General features: G+C 38.3%; 16 protein-coding genes. All 16 read left to right on the top strand.

Annotated elements, in window-relative coordinates; genetic code table 11:
* The first annotated feature begins 16 nt into the window (after nucleotides 1-16).
* The gene (gene rnhA / locus DNK85_RS06130) at nucleotides 17-514 is read left to right on the top strand and encodes a ribonuclease HI (RefSeq protein ID WP_119328697.1); all 498 of its coding nucleotides are present in this window, start codon (nucleotides 17-19) and stop codon (nucleotides 512-514) included.
* Between the two features lie 43 nt (nucleotides 515-557).
* Complete coding sequence (ansA, locus tag DNK85_RS06125; protein WP_407919664.1) at nucleotides 558-1,532, top strand: asparaginase; 975 nt, start codon at nucleotides 558-560, stop codon at nucleotides 1,530-1,532.
* 33 nt (nucleotides 1,533-1,565) lie between these two features.
* The gene (locus DNK85_RS06120) at nucleotides 1,566-2,264 is read left to right on the top strand and encodes an SIMPL domain-containing protein (protein ID WP_119328696.1); all 699 of its coding nucleotides are present in this window, start codon (nucleotides 1,566-1,568) and stop codon (nucleotides 2,262-2,264) included.
* Nucleotides 2,265-2,497: 233 nt separating this feature from the next.
* A complete protein-coding gene (locus DNK85_RS06115) occupies nucleotides 2,498-2,938 on the top strand; it encodes a DUF29 domain-containing protein (protein ID WP_119328695.1) in 441 nt (146 codons plus the stop codon).
* 149 nt (nucleotides 2,939-3,087) lie between these two features.
* Nucleotides 3,088-3,519: a DNA polymerase III subunit chi gene (locus tag DNK85_RS06110; RefSeq protein WP_162896558.1), complete on the top strand. Its 432-nt coding sequence runs from the start codon at nucleotides 3,088-3,090 to the stop codon at nucleotides 3,517-3,519.
* A gap of 221 nt (nucleotides 3,520-3,740) precedes the next feature.
* Nucleotides 3,741-4,130 carry a succinate dehydrogenase, cytochrome b556 subunit gene (gene sdhC / locus DNK85_RS06105; protein WP_119328693.1) on the top strand — a complete coding sequence of 130 codons (390 nt, stop codon included), beginning with the start codon at nucleotides 3,741-3,743 and terminating at the stop codon, nucleotides 4,128-4,130.
* Complete coding sequence (gene sdhD / locus DNK85_RS06100; protein ID WP_119328692.1) at nucleotides 4,118-4,459, top strand: succinate dehydrogenase, hydrophobic membrane anchor protein; 342 nt, start codon at nucleotides 4,118-4,120, stop codon at nucleotides 4,457-4,459. The genes sdhC and sdhD overlap by 13 nt, the downstream gene beginning before the upstream one ends.
* 12 nt (nucleotides 4,460-4,471) lie before the next feature.
* Nucleotides 4,472-6,259, top strand: a complete 1,788-nt coding sequence (gene sdhA, locus DNK85_RS06095) for a succinate dehydrogenase flavoprotein subunit (RefSeq protein WP_119328691.1) — start codon at nucleotides 4,472-4,474, stop codon at nucleotides 6,257-6,259.
* A 10-nt stretch (nucleotides 6,260-6,269) separates the two neighbouring features.
* On the top strand, nucleotides 6,270-6,974 hold the full coding sequence (locus tag DNK85_RS06090) for a succinate dehydrogenase iron-sulfur subunit (protein WP_119328690.1): 705 nt from the start codon (nucleotides 6,270-6,272) through the stop codon (nucleotides 6,972-6,974).
* A gap of 77 nt (nucleotides 6,975-7,051) precedes the next feature.
* Entirely contained in the window at nucleotides 7,052-9,907 is a 2,856-nt protein-coding gene (locus DNK85_RS06085; RefSeq protein ID WP_119328689.1) for a 2-oxoglutarate dehydrogenase E1 component, read from the top strand.
* Between the two features lie 218 nt (nucleotides 9,908-10,125).
* Complete coding sequence (gene odhB, locus DNK85_RS06080) at nucleotides 10,126-11,646, top strand: 2-oxoglutarate dehydrogenase complex dihydrolipoyllysine-residue succinyltransferase (protein WP_119328688.1); 1,521 nt, start codon at nucleotides 10,126-10,128, stop codon at nucleotides 11,644-11,646.
* Between the two features lie 211 nt (nucleotides 11,647-11,857).
* Nucleotides 11,858-12,808 (top strand): dGTP triphosphohydrolase, encoded by a 951-nt coding sequence (gene dgt / locus DNK85_RS06075; protein ID WP_119328687.1) that lies wholly within the window; start codon nucleotides 11,858-11,860, stop codon nucleotides 12,806-12,808.
* A gap of 87 nt (nucleotides 12,809-12,895) precedes the next feature.
* Nucleotides 12,896-14,194, top strand: coding sequence for an IS701 family transposase (locus DNK85_RS06070; protein WP_456236543.1), 1,299 nt, complete (start codon nucleotides 12,896-12,898; stop codon nucleotides 14,192-14,194).
* An 88-nt stretch (nucleotides 14,195-14,282) separates the two neighbouring features.
* Complete coding sequence (locus DNK85_RS06065) at nucleotides 14,283-16,004, top strand: AAA family ATPase (protein WP_119328685.1); 1,722 nt, start codon at nucleotides 14,283-14,285, stop codon at nucleotides 16,002-16,004.
* The gene (locus DNK85_RS06060; RefSeq protein ID WP_119328684.1) at nucleotides 16,001-17,248 is read left to right on the top strand and encodes an exonuclease SbcCD subunit D C-terminal domain-containing protein; all 1,248 of its coding nucleotides are present in this window, start codon (nucleotides 16,001-16,003) and stop codon (nucleotides 17,246-17,248) included. The genes DNK85_RS06065 and DNK85_RS06060 overlap by 4 nt, the downstream gene beginning before the upstream one ends.
* Before the next feature lie 43 nt (nucleotides 17,249-17,291).
* The coding region (locus DNK85_RS06055; protein ID WP_162896557.1) for a hypothetical protein at nucleotides 17,292-17,479 on the top strand (188 nt) is incomplete at its 3' end.

The raw sequence follows: 17,479 nt of genomic DNA, 5'->3' as shown, positions 1-17,479 counted from the left end.
AGATAAAACGAAACAGATGAATAGACAAAACGAGCAAGAAGAACAAAAAGTAAAAAAGCTAGGGCAAGCCAAGAAAGTTGTGATTTATACTGATGGGGCTTGTAAGGGTAACCCTGGGCGTGGTGGCTGGGGGGCGATCTTACAATACAAAGGCAAAATTAAAGAAATCTATGGTGGTGAAGACAATACAACCAATAACCGTATGGAGCTATTTGCTGCCATTGAAGCATTACAATTGCTAAAAGGGTCTTGTGATGTTGAGCTTTACACTGACTCAAAATATGTTCAGCAAGGTGTCAGTGAGTGGCTTGATAATTGGATACAGCGTGGTTGGAAAACCGCAAATAAGCAGTCAGTAAAGAATCAGGACTTATGGCAGATGCTTGATCAGTTGCGTCGTAAGCATCAGGTGAAATGGTGTTGGGTTAAAGGGCATAATGGGCATCCATTGAATGAACGTGCCGATGAATTAGCTAATAAAGGGGTGACGCATCGTGCGCGTGAAATCCATTAAAGATAAGAAGATCTATGTGATCTATACCGGTGGCACGATTGGTATGGTCAAAACTGATCAAGGCTATGCACCAAAGCAAGGGTATCTATTGGATAAAATTAAAACGATTAAAGATTTTTATCATAATGATGTGCCTGACTTTGAGATCAATGAGTATCCACAGTTGATTGACTCAGCAAATATCAAGCCAGAAGATTGGATCACCATTGCATTGGATATTGTCAATCACTATGAAAAATATGATGGCTTTGTAGTGCTGCATGGTACGGACACATTAGCATATACTGCATCAAGTCTATCGTTTATGTTAAAAAACTTAAATAAACCGGTAATTTGTACAGGATCACAGATTCCTATTTCTGAGCTAAGATCAGATGCATCTGATAACATCTTGCATAGTTTGATTTTGGCAACAGATAAACGTATTGCTGAGGTTTGTGTGTATTTTAATAAGCAGTTATTACGAGGTAATCGCTCGGTTAAGGTTAATGCATCAGGTATGGATGCATTTAATTCACCTAATTATCCGGTATTAGGGCAGGTGGGTATTGATATTGAATTAAATGAAGCCTATCTATACCCTAGTGATTACAATAAACCCGCTGAAATTGAATTTAAAACCTTAGGAGTGCCTAAGATTGCTGTCTTGTCAATTTTCCCCGGGATGGATGCAAATATCCTAAAAAAAGTATTACAACCACCATTGCAGGGTTTGATTCTTAAGACTTATGGAGCAGGTAATATTATGAACTCACCTGAAATTTTGCATGAGCTTATTGAAGCGTGTCAGCGTGGTGTGATTATCATTAATTGTACACAATGCTTAAAGGGTAGTGTTAAGATGGGAGCGTATGAGGCAGGTGTTGGGCTTGTCAAAGCTGGTGTTATTTCAGGGCATGATATGACCGATGAGGCGGCATTAACGAAACTTTTTTATCTTTTGAGTATTCCGGGACTAACACAAGACGAAGTGAAATTGGCATTACATAAAGATTTGCGAGGAGAAATAACGCTATGAAATATTTAACGAAGTTGATGGAGCAAAAAGGTAATGATAGATAATAAAGCTAAATTTTTTGGTTATTTAAGCATTGGTGTTGGCATGGCGTTAGCCGGTGGTTTTATCTCCTATGGAATTTTAAACTTTCACTCCTTTAATCGTTATGTCGCAGTTAAAGGATTGGCAGAAAAAGTTGTTAAGTCTGATAAAGCGATTTGGAGTATCAGTTACACGGTTAATGCCAACAGCTTAAAAGAGGTTTACCAAAAGGTTGATCAAGATCAATTAGCGGTAAAAAACTTTGTGCGTCAATCAGGTATTGATGCTAAGGCGCTGCAGTATGGCAGTATTTCATTAAACCAAAATACTCATAGCAAAGATCAGGTCAATACCTCAAATTATAGTGCTTATGGCAGTATGACGATCACGACAGATAAAGTTGATTTAGTGCAAGGCCTAGCACAAAAAACTAGTGATTTGGTTGCCAAAGGTGTTGTTGTTAGTAGTAGCAATGTCGCCTATAAATATACAGGTCTTAATAGCATTAAGCCAAAGATGCTTGAAGATGCTACACAGAATGCTAAAACAGCAGCATTACAATTTGCCAAAAATGCACAAACCGCCTTAGGCAGCATTCGTCAAGCATCACAAGGTGCATTTACTATCAGCAATCAAGATGCTTCTTATGGAGATGCCGACCCCTATAAACTGGTTCGTGTTGTGGTGAGCTCAGAGTATTTTTTGAAATAGAATGATGGTGACGATATTCTCACCTGTTTTCATTGGGTAAGGGTTGACTAAGCATAAATCAAAGCACAACTTGTTCTTGATTCATTACTAAAGTATAAATGGAATAGCTATATGTGGATAATGATTGGCTATTAACCCTCGTTTCTGCTAGCATTTTTATGATGCTTAATACCGCTTGTGAATCACTTTGCGGGAGGTATGTTAATATTTAACCTAAGTTTGGAGTTATCAATATGGCAAAGACACTTTATGAAAGAGATTTTTATGCTTGGACGATTCAGACTGTTCAAGCGCTAAGAGCTAAAGCATTTAATAAGGTTGATATTGAGCACTTAACAGAGGAGTTAGAAAGTATGGGCGCAAGTCAAAAGCATGCATTAAAAAGTAGGCTGCGTGTTCTTTTAGTGCATCTGCTTAAGTGGCAGTATCAACCTTCTTATAGAAGTAGAAGTTGGGAAAATACGATTATTGCGCAAAGGGATGACTTGAAGGATCTCATACAGGATAATCCTAGCTTGAAAAGTAAAATTGATGAAACACTTCCTAAGTCTTATAAGTTAGCATTATTGGACTTTGAAAATGAGACAGGCATTGATCCTAAAAAAGCTGAAGTGCCGGAGGTCTGTCGTTATAGTTTTAATCAGGTATTAGATGATGAATTTTATCCTGAATAACTTTAGTGGTTAATATATATACCGCTCGTAAAATGTTTTGTGGGCAGTATATTATGCAAGTGTTGGCTGAGTTTTTATAAGTATATGCATTTCCAAGCACCACCGTTAACTTATGCTCAGGGTGCAATAAATGCTAAGGGTTGGTTTTTTTGAATATAGATTTTTTTATATTGCCTAGTCAAGATGATGAGCGTTTTTATCAGTTTGTTAGCGTGCAAGTTAAATCATATTATGAGAATGGTAAAACTGTTGCAGTCTATGCAGAAGATGCATTGTGTCAGGAGTTAGACGCTAGATTATGGTTTGATGGCGATGATGAATTTTTGCCCCATGCTTACATGGCTGAGGTGTCGCAAGACTATGCAAAGCTACCGGTAGTGCTTATTAGTGAGCCAACTTCTGTTACGGGTGTTAATAAAAACATATTGATTGATTTAACGTTGAATAATATGCCCGCTAATAATGAGCTGAAGCATTTAGTGAAAATTGTTGATCAAGAGCCTTCAAGGCTACAGGCTTCAAGACGTTATTATAAAACGTTACAACAACAGGGATTTGTGGTTAATGTGCAGAAATTATAAGAAGTTGATGGTAAGTCTTTCAAACTTTATCAAATTGAAATTTATTAAATGAAGTGATATTTAAAAATATATAAGATGTTTGAATTTAATACATTTTTTTGCTGAGTTTGGATTAATTCCGCTTGCTTGCTTCTTCACGGTAGCACTTCAATTTATTTATGCTAGAATACGCAAGATTTTGTGTTTAACACGTTAAATTTCTTGATAAGCAGGAGAAAGCAATGAAACATCAAGGACCACGAAATATAGGGCTTGGCTCAATTAAGTCCTATTCGTTCCCTATTACTGCAATAAGCTCGATTATTCACCGGATTACAGGTGTATTAATGGTCGTACTATTGCCGTTTTTGTTATGGGGATTTAGTTTATCAATGCGCTGTGGTAGCGACTTTTATTATGTGCAGAACTTATTAGTTCATTCTGCATGGAGTATTGTTGTGTGGATTTTTATATCTGCCGTGTCATATCACGTGATTGCGGGTATTCGCCACTTGATTATGGATTTAGGTTTTGGTGAAGAAATGTGTGTGGCTCAAGCTTCTTCAATCGTGGTTTTAGTGTTAGGCGTATTGGTAACGATTTTCTGGGGGCTTTGGTTATGGGTAATGTAACTTCATGTACACGTTCTGGCTTGAAAGACTGGTTATTACAGCGTGTTACGGCAATTATTATTATGTTGTATGCGATATTCGTGGTGATCGTTGTCTTATCCCTATCGGATGATGGTTCATATCATACGTGGCTTGCGATCTTTCAAAATACTTGGGTGAAAATATTTACTATCTTAGCATTTTTGTCATTAATGGCGCATGCATGGATTGGTATGTGGACAATTTTTACCGATTATGTGAAATGCGCATGCATTCGTGGTTTTTTGCAAGTAGCGGCAATTGTCGGTTATTTGATGTGTTTTATTTGGCTTATTTGTATTTTGTTTTAAGGGGTGGCGATAATGAAAATTGCAGTACAACAATTTGATGCAATCGTTGTTGGTGCCGGTGGTGCTGGCATGCAAGCGGCATTTCAATTGGCGCAGTCTGGGTTTAAAACCGCCGCGATTTCAAAAGTATTTCCAACGCGCTCGCACACTGTATCAGCGCAAGGTGGAATTGCCGCGGCATTAGGTAATGTTGAATATGATGATGGTTTGCCATCAGATGATTGGAAATGGCATACCTATGATACGGTAAAAGGTTCTGACTACATCGGTGATCAGGAAGCAATTGAGTTTATGTGTGAAAATGCACCACAAGCAATTATTGAGCTTGAGCATATGGGTATGCCGTTTTCACGTTTAGAAAATGGCAAGATTTACCAGCGCGCTTTTGGTGGGATGTCACGTAATTATGATGTGGGTAATATTGCTAAAAGAACGTGTGCTGCTTCTGATAGAACGGGGCATGCGTTACTGCATACCCTTTATCAAGGTAATTTAAAGCATGAAACGAAATTCTTTAACGAGTGGTATGCCCTTGATTTAGTAAAGTCTTCAGAACACGCTATTGCCGGTGTTTTGGCAATGAATATGGAAAGTGGTGAAATTGTTTTCTTTCAGTCAAAAGTCACAATTTTAGCCACAGGTGGTGCAGGACGCATTTATGAATCAAGCACCAATGCGCATATCAATACCGGTGATGGTGTTGGCATGGCATTAAGAGCCGGTATTCCATTACAAGATATGGAGTTTTGGCAATTCCATCCAACGGGTATTGCAGGTGCTGGTGTTTTAGTCACCGAAGGTTGCCGTGGTGAAGGTGGTGTTTTGCGTAATAAAAATGGTGAGCGTTTTATGGAGCGCTATGCACCAAATGCAAAAGATTTGGCGTCACGTGATGTGGTGTCACGAGCATCTCAACAAGAGATTAACGAAGGCAGAGGACTCAAATTTGCTGGCGTTGATTGCGTGCATTTAGACTTGACACACTTGGATGAAAGTGTCATTAAAGAGCGCCTACCAGGCATTCGTGAATTAGCGATGACATTTGCTGGTGTCGATCCTTTAAAAGCCCCGATTCCTGTGGTACCAACTTGTCATTATATGATGGGGGGAATTCCGACTAATAAATATGGCCAAGCATTGACACAAAATGCCAGTGGCGAAGATGTCGTCATCGATGGTTTATATGCCGTTGGCGAGTGTGCCAGCGTTTCTGTGCACGGTGCGAATCGCTTAGGTTCAAATTCTTTACTTGATTTAGTGGTATTTGGCCGTGCTGCTGGCATGCATGCTGAAGAGGCATTGCGTGCAGGTATGCAACAACATGACGTAACAGATGAAGCATTAGATCAAGCGATGATCCGTTATAACCGCTGGGAAAATAACAAAGGCGGTGAAGGGGTTGCAGAGTTGCGTGCTGAATTGCAAAAGGCGATGCAGGTTGACTTCTCAGTGTTTAGAACAGAACAACAAATGCAAGATGGTTTAGAGCGTTTAAAGTCATTACGTGAGCGTGTGCAAAAAGCATCGTTAGCTGATCACTCACATGTCTTCAACACCGCAAGAATCGAAGCGCTTGAGTTGGATAACCTTATGGAAACTGCGATGGCAACTGCTGTCTTGGCATTGACGCGAAAAGAGTCGCGTGGTGCGCATTCACGTGAAGACTATCCAGAGCGTGATGATGTAAATTGGTTGAAGCATACGCTTTATTTCTTAGAGGGGGATCGCCCATCGACGCGTGAAGTGAATATGAAACCATTAAAATTAGAACCATTCCAACCAAAAGTAAGAAGCTACTAAGGAGATAACAGTGGAAGTTAAATTTAAAGTTTATCGTTATAATCCTGAAGTCGATAGTAAGCCTTACTATAAAGACTATACCGTGACAGTTGAGAATGAGGGGACAAAAGTTTTAACAGCGATTGAATCCATTAAGCAACAAGATCCAACACTTGCTGTTCGTCGCTCATGTCGTGAAGGTGTCTGTGGTTCGGATGGTATGAATATCAATGGTAAAAACCGTTTGGCATGCATTACCTCAATTGGCGAGTTATCACAACCGGTCAAGCTACAACCTTTACCTGGGTTGCCAGTCATTCGTGACTTGGTTGTTGATATGAATCAATTTTATAAAAACTACGAGAAAGTGAAGCCATATTTGATTCCAGCTGAAGGTGACACACCGGTTAAAGAACGTCTACAGTCACCAGAAGATCGTGCCAAGCTTGATGGTTTGTATGAATGTATATTATGTGCGTGTTGTACAACTTCATGCCCATCATTCTGGTGGAATCCGGATAAATTCATTGGGCCATCAGGATTACTACAAGCCTATCGTTTTGTGATTGACTCACGTGATGGCGCAACACAAGAACGTTTAGATGCATTGCAAGATCCATTTAGCGTCTTTAGATGCCGTACGATTATGAATTGCGTTAGCGTCTGTCCAAAAGGGCTTAACCCAACTAAGGCGATTGGTAAACTCAGATCAATGATGTTGAAAAACAACGTATAACGAATCAATCAAGTGCTGTAATCCAGTGCTTTTTTGTTTGAGCTAGAGAAAATTTAAAAGTATAAAGAGTAGAAACTATGAGTGGAACCCAAGAATCAATGTCTTCATGGTGGCAGTCTTCGCAACTATCTGGTAGTAGTAGCGCATACTTGGATGCTATTTATGAGGATTATTTACAAGACCCAAATTCAGTAGATAGTAGTTGGCGCCAGTATTTTGACGCGATTCGTGACAATAAACATGAAGTCTCACATGCGCAAGTCCGTGAAGATTTTGTTGCTTTGAGTAAAAATCCATTTCGCTTTGCTGTGGCGACACCTGAAGGTATGGTCGTTGACTCGGGTAATTATCCGGATGGTGGTAATAAGCTCTCGGCAGTGATGGATCTTGTTTACATGTATCGCAGTATTGGTCACAAGGTTTCACACTTAGATCCTTTAGGTATTAAGGAGCCGGAGGGCACGCCTGAGCTTGAGCTTGATTTTCATGGGCTTAATGCGGACAATTTAAATGAAAAATTTAATGTTGGTGTGTTTTCTGATTATCAGGCATTACCACTTAAAGACATCATTGCTAAATTGCAGCATGTTTATACTGGCAGTATTGGTTATGAATTTATGCATTTAAACAATATGGCTGAGAAGATGTGGCTTAGACAGCGTATTGAAAAACAGATTCCTAATTTGTCTGCTGAACGTAAAACTTGGCTGTTAGATCGGCTAACGGCTGCGGAAGGTTTAGAGAAATACCTTGGCATGAAATACGTCGGGCAAAAGCGTTTTTCATTAGAGGGGGGCGAGTCGATGATTCCTGCATTAAATGAGATGATTAATAAAGCAGGTGAAGTTTCTGTTGAAGAGATTGGTCTTGGCATGGCGCATCGTGGACGTCTGAACGTACTTGTTAATATCATGGGTAAATCACCAGAGAATTTATTTAAAGAGTTTGAAGGATCACAGGATAAAAAATTTCTATCAGGGGATGTGAAATATCACATGGGCTTTGCTTCTTGGCATAAAACACCTAAAGAAGAGCTGCGTTTGGCACTTGCTTTTAACCCGTCACACTTGGAAACAGTTGATCCTGTTGTTGAGGGTGCTGTTAGGGCAAAACAAGATTGCTTTACTGATGAAGAAAAACCCCATGCTAAGGTTGTACCTATCTTAATTCATGGTGATTCTGCATTTTGTGGTCAGGGTGTAGTGATGGAAACCTTTGCTTTATCACAAACCCGATATTATGGTACAGGTGGTACAATTCATATTGTGATTAATAACCAAGTCGGCTTCACTACCGATAAAAAACAAGATAACCGCAGTAGTTTGTATTGCACTGATATTGCCAAAATCGTAGAAGCACCAATATTACATGTCAATGGTGATGATCCTGAAGCTGTGTTAAGAGTTGCTGGACTTGCGATGGATTACCGTATGATGTTTGGCAAAGATATTGTAATTGATTTGGTATGCTATCGTCGTCATGGGCATAACGAAGCAGATGAGCCATCAGGTACACAACCATTGATGTACAGCATTATCAAAAAATTACCAACAACGCGCGCTATTTATGCTGATAAGCTTGCAAATGAGGGTGTTGTTTCAAAGGCGCAAGCCGATCAAATGGCTAAGGCGTATCGTGATCGTTTACAAAAAGGTGAAGTAGTTGCTGATATTATCACTGGCAAGCATGAACGCCATAGTAAATGTGTTGTTGATTGGCATCCTTATATCAATCAAAAATGGGACCAAGCAGTTGATACACGCGTTGATAAAAAGAAATTAATAACACTTGCCAAAGCCTTAAATACTTTGCCAGAGGATTTGACATTGCAACCGCAGGTTAAAAAAGCCATTGATGATCGCATTAAAATGGCAGCTGGTGATATTCCAGGAAACTGGGGTTTTGCTGAAAACTTGGCTTATGCCACATTGTTAGCTGAAGGTTATAATGTGCGGTTGTCAGGCGAAGATTCTGGGCGTGGAACGTTTTCACATCGTCATGCAGTATTGCATAACTATGATTACAGTAAAACGACATTGCCAGATTATACGCCGTTACAACACATTAATAAGGATGTACAATGCCATATTATTGATTCCATTTTATCAGAATATGCTGTACTTGGTTTTGATTATGGTTATAGCTGCTCAGCACCTCAAACATTAACTTTATGGGAAGCACAATTTGGTGATTTTGCTAATACAGCACAGGTGGTGATTGATCAGTTTATTGCTGCAGCAGAAGAAAAGTGGGGTATTTTGTCAGGTCTTGTGATGCTATTACCGCATGGTCAAGAAGGTCAAGGGGCTGAGCATTCATCCGCAAGGCTAGAGCGTTTTCTACAGTTGTGTGCATATGATAATATGCAGGTCTGTGTACCCACGACACCTGCGCAACTGTTTCATATGCTACGTCGTCAGATGTTGCGTCCATATCGCAAGCCATTGATTGTAATGTCACCTAAGAGTTTATTGCGTCATCCGATGGTGCATTCAACGCTGGATGAAATGGCGAATGGAAAATTCTATAATGTGATTGCTGAAGTGGAAAAGATAGAGCCAAAATCAGTGGCACGCGTAATTTTATGCTCAGGTAAAGTTTATTATGATTTATTGGCAGAGCGTAGTGAGAAATCGATTAAAGATATTGCTATTGTGCGTATTGAGCAACTTTACCCATTCCCGCAGGTCGATTTAGAAAAAGTACTTGCACCGTATGAGGCGGTTAGTGATATTGTTTGGACACAAGAAGAGCCAGAAAATCAAGGCGCTTGGTGGATGATTCAGCATGAATTGCGTAAAGTATTGCATAAAGATCAGCATTTATCTTATGTTGGTAGAAAAGCAGCGTCAGCGCCTGCGGTAGGCTATCCATCTTTGTTTCATGCGCAGCAGAGCGAGCTGGTTGCCAAAGCATTAAAATTAGATAAATAATTGGAGTTACGTACTTTTGCTTAACTACCTCTCCTTGCAAGTGAGGGGAATTTAAAGAATCTATTGCCTACATTCTCCTTCATTAGCGAAGAGGTAGATGCGAAGTAGGTGAGGTAGCTTTTGAAAAATCATGAAGTGTGTAATGCCATTAAGTAAGATAGTTTGAAAACTAAATGGAAAGTAAAAAGTAACATAAATAAAAAATTTAAGGGTGAACCATGATAGAGGTAAAAGTTCCTGTTTTTCCAGAATCAATAGCAGAAGGTACAATTGCAACATGGCATAAAAAGCCAGGGGATCACATCGAAGAAGGCGATGTGTTAGCAGAAATCGAAACGGATAAAGTTGTGATGGAAGTCCCAGCAATGACAGCCGGTACCATGGGTGAGATTACCAAACACGAGGGTGACACGGTACTTTCCCAAGAAATCATTGGCTCAATTGTTGATGGTGCTGCTGAAGTACCAGAAAAATCACAGAAAAAAAGTACAGCAGAAGAAACAGAAAAAACGGAAAAAGCAGAAAAAGCAGTAACTGCTACAGCGGTTTCAGAGGATGCTAAAGCGGTTACGGTTAATGCGCCAACTTTCCCTGAATCGATTGCTGAAGGTACAGTTGCGACATGGCATAAAAACATAGGTGACCAAATTGAAGAAGGTGAAACACTGGTTGAAATCGAAACCGATAAAGTGATGATGGAAGTCCCTGCAGCGCAAAGTGGTGTTTTGTCTGAGAAGCTTAAAAATGAAGGTGACACCGTGCTAAGTGCAGAAGCAGTTGCTAAGATGAGTGTGGGTGCTGTGAGTAACTCGGCATCAGTTGCTGCAGAGGACACAAACTCAAAACAAACTGAAGCACAAGATCATTTATCCCCTGCTGTGCGTCGTGCTGTTAAAGCCAATGATGTTGATGTGAATAATGTTCAAGGTACGGGTAAAAATGGTCGCATTACTAAGCAAGATGTCGTTAACTCGCCAGCACAAGTTGCAAAACAAGAACCCGTGGCTCAGGTAGCTGATGTGATGCATTTTGAAGGAGACCGTCCTGAGAAGCGTGTACGCATGACACGTTTGCGTCAAACGATTGCTAAGCGTTTAGTTGAAGTACAACATACTAATGCTATTTTGACAACGTTTAACGAGGTTGATATGAAACCTGTTATGGACTTAAGAAAGCAATATAAAGATCTTTTCCAAAAGACACATGATGCGAAACTTGGCTTTATGTCATTCTTCTTAAAGGCAGCAACAGAAGCGTTAAAACGTTTTCCTGAGGTTAATGCATCAATTGATGGCACTGATGTCGTGTATCATGGTTTCTTTGATATTGGTGTTGCGGTTGGTTCAGATCGTGGCTTGGTGGTTCCTGTTATTCGCAATGCAGATCAAAAGTCTTTTGCCAAAATTGAGAATGAAATCATCGAAAAAGCGATTAAAGCACGCGATGGCAAATTGTCATTAGAAGAAATGCAAGGTGGAACGTTTACGATTACCAATGGTGGTACCTATGGCTCGATGCTATCAACGCCAATTATTAATGCGCCACAAAGTGCGATTCTGGGTATGCACAATATCGTTGAGCGTCCAGTGGTTGTTAATGGTGAAATTGTTATTCGTCCGATTATGTATTTGGCACTATCCTATGATCATAGAATCATCGACGGCAGTGTATCTGTTAAATTCTTAAAAACAATTAAAGAGCTCATTGAAGATCCTGCAAGGATGTTGTTGGAGATTTAAGTAGATAAGTTTTCTAAAGAGCTTTCAAGCCTCTCTACCAAACGGTAGATTCATCTGTTTTGTGATAGGGTTTCTCGTTTAAAATCGCCAACATTTATCAGTTCTTGTTGTTTGCTATTCTTATGTTTCAGTGTTAGGCATATCATAGCTATAAATAATCGTTATATGTGATAAAATCCTTATTGGAAATCAATTGTAAAGGGAGTTCGTTATGACAAGTAGTGTTTGGTGGAGTAGGAACATAGGTCGAGAGTATACTCAGGGTAATGCTGATATTACTAATTATGGCATTGATAAAAGTCGAATTGTGCACTCAAAATTTTTTAGAGCATTGCAGGCAAAAGCTCAAGTATTTAATATAAATGAGCATGATTTTTTTAGAACTAGATTGACTCATTCAATCGAGGTGGCGGATGTTGGTATGCGTATTATTCGTGATTTAGAAAATAACGATAAGATACGATTTAAAGATACGCCAAATTTATCTATTGAACTAATTGAATCAATTTGTTTGGCTCACGATATTGGTCATCCTGCCTTTGGACATGCCGGTGAGCAAGTTTTGCAAGATAAAATGCTTTTAAAAGGAGGTTTTGAAGGTAATGGTCAAACATTTAGAGTGCTTACAAAACTTGGAGAGTATTATGAAAATAATGGATTTAACTTAACTCGAAGAGCTTTACTAGGTGTTATGAAATACCCAGCAAAACACGCTCAATTTTTAAATGCAGTTTTATCAGAGAGAGAAGAATGGTCTAAAGACAAAGATAAAGTTAAATGCAAAAAAGAGCAGCAAGAATGGATGCAGCAAAATTTATTAGTGAAGCAAAGAGCCTTTAAATGTATTCATGATACTGAAAGTAAGATATTTGATTGGATTCTCGAGCCATTAGCTTATAAAGATAAAAAACAATTCAATAGCATAAAGAAGTCTGGTGAAAAATGGAAAACTTCTTATAAATCGTTTGACTGTAGCATTATGGAATTAGCAGATGACATCGCCTATGGTATTTATGATCTTGAAGACTCTTTAGCTATGGGGTTGATCAGTAAAAATAAACTTGAAGAATTAGAAGATGACTTACAAATCATTGATGATAAAAATCTAGGAATTTTTCAAGATTTATGTAGTGATAATCTGAAGTTTAGAGTTTCAGATTAATTTTTTATTGTGTCTGGCTATTTTTAATCGACTTATGGCATGGTGATTGGCAGGCTATAAGTGCAAACAAAACAACAAGCCAATCACATGGAAGATTATAACGATAAACCAGCAAGATTTGTAAGCGAGTTCATTAATTTTTTAACAAAAGCACTACCGATTAGATCAATTCCGACTTTTATTGAATTGCTTGTAGGCTGTATGCTGAGCTCACAAGGCTTTGTTAGTGAGGCATATCTTGCCTCAGGATGTGTTAAACACTGGGGAAGCTATTATAAATGGATAGAGAAAGGTCAGTGGTCATGGTTAAATCTATCAAGACAACTGATTGGCTTTATTTTGCGGCAATTTCCAGCACGTTGGCGTTTTTGGGTAATTGACGATACCTTGGTTTTGCGTTTATCAACAAAAGCCCCTTCAAGTCAAACGCATTACGATCACAGTCATAAAGGGAATCGCCCTTATTATGTTCCAGGGCAGTGTTGGGTTGTATTAGGTTGTGTGCTTGGTGGATTATCACGACTTATTGGCATACCTGTTTTAGCACGCTTAAGCAAAGTCTCTGGCAATACAAATAAGCTGGACATTGCATGCACATTGATTAGAGCCGTGTCCTCGTTTTTCTGTAAACAAGATGTGCTGCTATTGGATTGTTGGTATATGAAAGCAAAAGTCATACTCTATGCGCTTCAACATGATCTGATCGTCATCGGTCAAGCGCGAATTGATACCGCATTATATTTTGTGCCAGTGACAGCAACTAAGCGACGTGGGCGTCCACGTAAGTATGGTACTAAAATTGAGAATGATGACATACAAAGTATGAGAAAGCAGTATATTACGGCGAGATTATATGGTCGCAAACAGCGATTGAGATATTGCGAAATAGCGGCAGTTGCTAGATTTTTAAATGGTCGAATCGTTCGAGCTGTTTGGTGTGAATTTGAATTAGCCGATGGTATTTGGTCACAACCACGCCTACTGTTGTGTAGTCATGCTGAAGTTAGTGGTGTTGATGTTATTTTAGGCTATGCCAGACGCTACTATATTGAGCCTGTCTTTGATGATGTGAAGAACAGATGGGGTTGGAAAAATGCTTGGCAACAAACCAGACAGGTATTACATCGCTGGACGCATTTGATCTTTGCAGCCTATGCGCTACCCAAATTACTTATTTTGAAGCTTGCTGAGTGGAAGCTTGACCTTAATGCTATTCCTTGGAGGCAGAATCAACCAATGACCGCTGGATTGGTACGCATTTGGCTTTGTCGTATTTTTTCGCAGTTTGGGATTAGAGATGCATGGTGTGCAAAAGCAAGAAAATTCACTATTCCAATTTCGCAGATAAATCGTGGCAGGCATAGAAAAGTAGATAAAGCCGCTTAAAAGCTAAGTTATATAATCTGACAATTAGATAAAGTTATCAAAGATTTAATGTTTAAAACTCTAAACTTCAGTAAGAGAGCTAAGAGAGATTAAATTAGATGAACTACAGGCAAGAGCAAAGACTGTTTTTAATGATGTATCACCGCAGCATATAAATGAACTGATAACGATTAACTTTGATAATGGTATTGCTATTATTGAAAATGGGATATGGCAAAAGAGTGTAATTGGTAAAAGTGACGTTGATATTGCTAAATTAATCCAACAACTTAATATGAATGATTGGGTAGATAAAGGACGTGAATATTTGTTAGAAAGTTCAAATACTTGTCCATTTTGTCAACAAGATACGGTAGATGATCAATTTAAAAAGAAATTAGAAAACTATTTTGATACTGAATATAAGCAGAATATCGATACAATAATGCAGTTATATGACCGTTTTGAGCAATATTGTAATAATTTGCTCTCAAAGCTCAATCCAATTGCACAACAGGAGACGGAGTATAGTGACTATTTTGATAAAGATATTTTTTCTTCTTATCAGTTGGGGTTAGAAGCGGAGTTGAGAAATATAGGATCTGCTATGGTAAACAAAAGAACTGAACCAAGCAGATCAATATCTTTAGAGACTCCTTCTTTAATAATATATAACATGAATCAATTGATTATTCAGACAAATGAAAAAATTAAACAGCATAATGATATTGTACAAAATTATGAACGTGAAAAAGAAAGTTTAATTTTAGATGTGTGGATGTATATTATAAGTGTTAACCAGTCCCTAATTAGAAGTTATATAGGCAGGAAAAGCGGCTTGAACAAAGCAATTGAGTCAATAGAGGAACAATTAAATAATAAAAGGAAAGCATCTTCTGAGTTAAAAGCTGAGATCAAAAATTTAGAAAAAAATATTACCAGTGTACAGCCAACCGTTGATGAAATTAATAGGCTATTAAGAAATATGGGTTTTGAGAACTTTCAATTGGTTTCAGCAAAAGAGCAAAAAAATCACTATCAGATCCAGAGAGAAAATGGTGAGCTTGCAACCGAGACACTCAGTGAAGGGGAAATGACATTTATTACTTTTTTATATTTTTTACAGCTAGCCAAAGGCTCTGTTGAAAAGACTGACGTTTCTGAGAAGCGCATTTTAGTTATTGATGACCCGATTTCTAGTTTGGACAGTGATGTTCTTTTTGTAGTAAGCACATTATTGAAAGATTTCATTCATGACTTAAGGCAACAAGAAAATAAATACCCAATTAAGCAGTTAATTTTATTGACGCATAATATCTACTTTCATAAAGAGGTTTCATATAATGGGAGTGGGCAACAGACTTGTAAACATACAAACTTTTGGGTTTTGAAAAAGCAGGATAAAAAAACCACGCTTAAGGCATATAAACAAATAAACCCTATTCAAACTTCCTATCAATTGTTATGGGATGAGCTAAAAGATCGAGATAAACTCTCTAGCATAACTCTTCAAAACACGATGCGCAGAATTATAGAGTATTATTTTAAGGTTTTAGGAGGTTTTGAAGATAAAAATTTAATTTCTCGATTTGAAAACTATCAGGATCAACAAATCTGTCGATCATTGCTTTCATGGATAAATGATGGTTCGCATACTATTTATGATGACTTATACATCTCTGGTTTAGAAAATACTATTGGGAGATACTTTGAAGTTTTTAAACAAATCTTTATTAATGAAGGACATAAAAAGCATTTTGATATGATGTTAGGTATTAATAATAAACAAGATGACCCTATTAATATAAGTCAAGAAGCTATAACACCATGAAAATCCTCCACACCTCTGATTGGCACTTAGGGCGCATGCTTTATGGCAAAAAGCGTTATCCTGAATTTGAAGCCTTTCTAAATTGGTTAATTGAAACCATTAAATTGCAAAAGATTGATATCTTATTAATAGCTGGTGATGTCTTTGATACCACAACACCAAGCAATTATGCCCAAGAGCTGTATTTTCAATTTTTAAGTGATGTCGCTAAAAATACGGATTGTCAGCATGTGGTGGTGATTGGTGGTAATCACGATTCACCAAGTTTGCTCGAGGCGTCCAAAAGTGTGTTAAAAGCGCTTAACATCTACGTTGTAGGGGCGGCTAATGAAAACCCACAAGATGAAGTCATCGTCCTTAAAAATGACAGCAGTATTCCACAAGCAATCATTTGTGCAGTACCTTACTTGCGTGATCGTGATATCAGAAAGGTAGAAGCCAGTGAAACGTTGGATGATAAGAATAAGAAATTAATCTCAGGCATTAAGCAGCATTATCATGCAGTTTGCGAGTGTGCTAAAGAAAAACAGGTTGAGCTTTGCAAAAAACATAAGCTTGAACACTTGCCAATGATTGGTATGGGGCATTTGTTTGCCGCCGGAGGCAAGACTGAAGTTGATGATGGTGTGCGTGAGCTGTATGTTGGCTCGTTAGCACATGTTGATGCGAGTGTATTTCCTGATTATCTTGATTATGTTGCCTTGGGGCATTTGCATGTGCCGCAAATGGTTGCTAAAAAAGATCATATTCGCTACAGCGGCTCCCCGATTGCTATGGGCTTTGGTGAGGCTAAGCAGCAAAAGCAGGTGTTAATGATCGACTTTGAAGATGGCAATAGCGTCATTACACCTATTGCTGTTCCATGCTTTCAACCGTTAGTTAGCATTAAAGGTAATCTGGAAGGTATCTTGGCATCCTTGTCACAGTTAATCACTGATAAAAGTAATAGTTGGCTTGAGATTGAATATATAGGTAAAGAAATCATCAGTGATCTGACAGAGCAAATTAATGCTCACATTCAAGGCAGTGAACTTGAGATCAGACGCATCAAAAACAAACGCATAATTGATAAAGCAATAAGCCAATCTCAAAGTAGTGAAACACTAGAGGACCTCGATGAAATAGAAGTATTTGAGCGCTGCTTAGCTGCGCATGATATTCCAAAAGATCAGCAAGCTGTTTTGATGGGTTGTTATCAGGAGATTATGATGCAGCTTGTTGAGGAAGATGTGCAGGCAGAATAGAGGTTAATTTCCTAAGAGAGTGATATTTAAGGAATATGCATAAATGGCAGATGGTAAAGAGTCAAAAGAAAAGCTACAGAATGATGATAAAGAAGTATCAATAGTTAATGAGTTACTACCAACTAAAGCTTTAGAAAAAATATGGTTGTTTTCAAAAGTCTCGTTTATTTTAGGCGTTATCATAGGTTTTGTAATTATTTTTTTATATCTATTACGCCATGTTCAACTTTT

The organism is Cysteiniphilum halobium, assembly GCF_003574425.1.
In the GTDB taxonomy this organism is placed as follows: Bacteria; Pseudomonadota; Gammaproteobacteria; order Francisellales; family Francisellaceae; genus Caedibacter; species Caedibacter halobius.
This window is presented reverse-complemented; position numbering and strand designations above follow the sequence as displayed.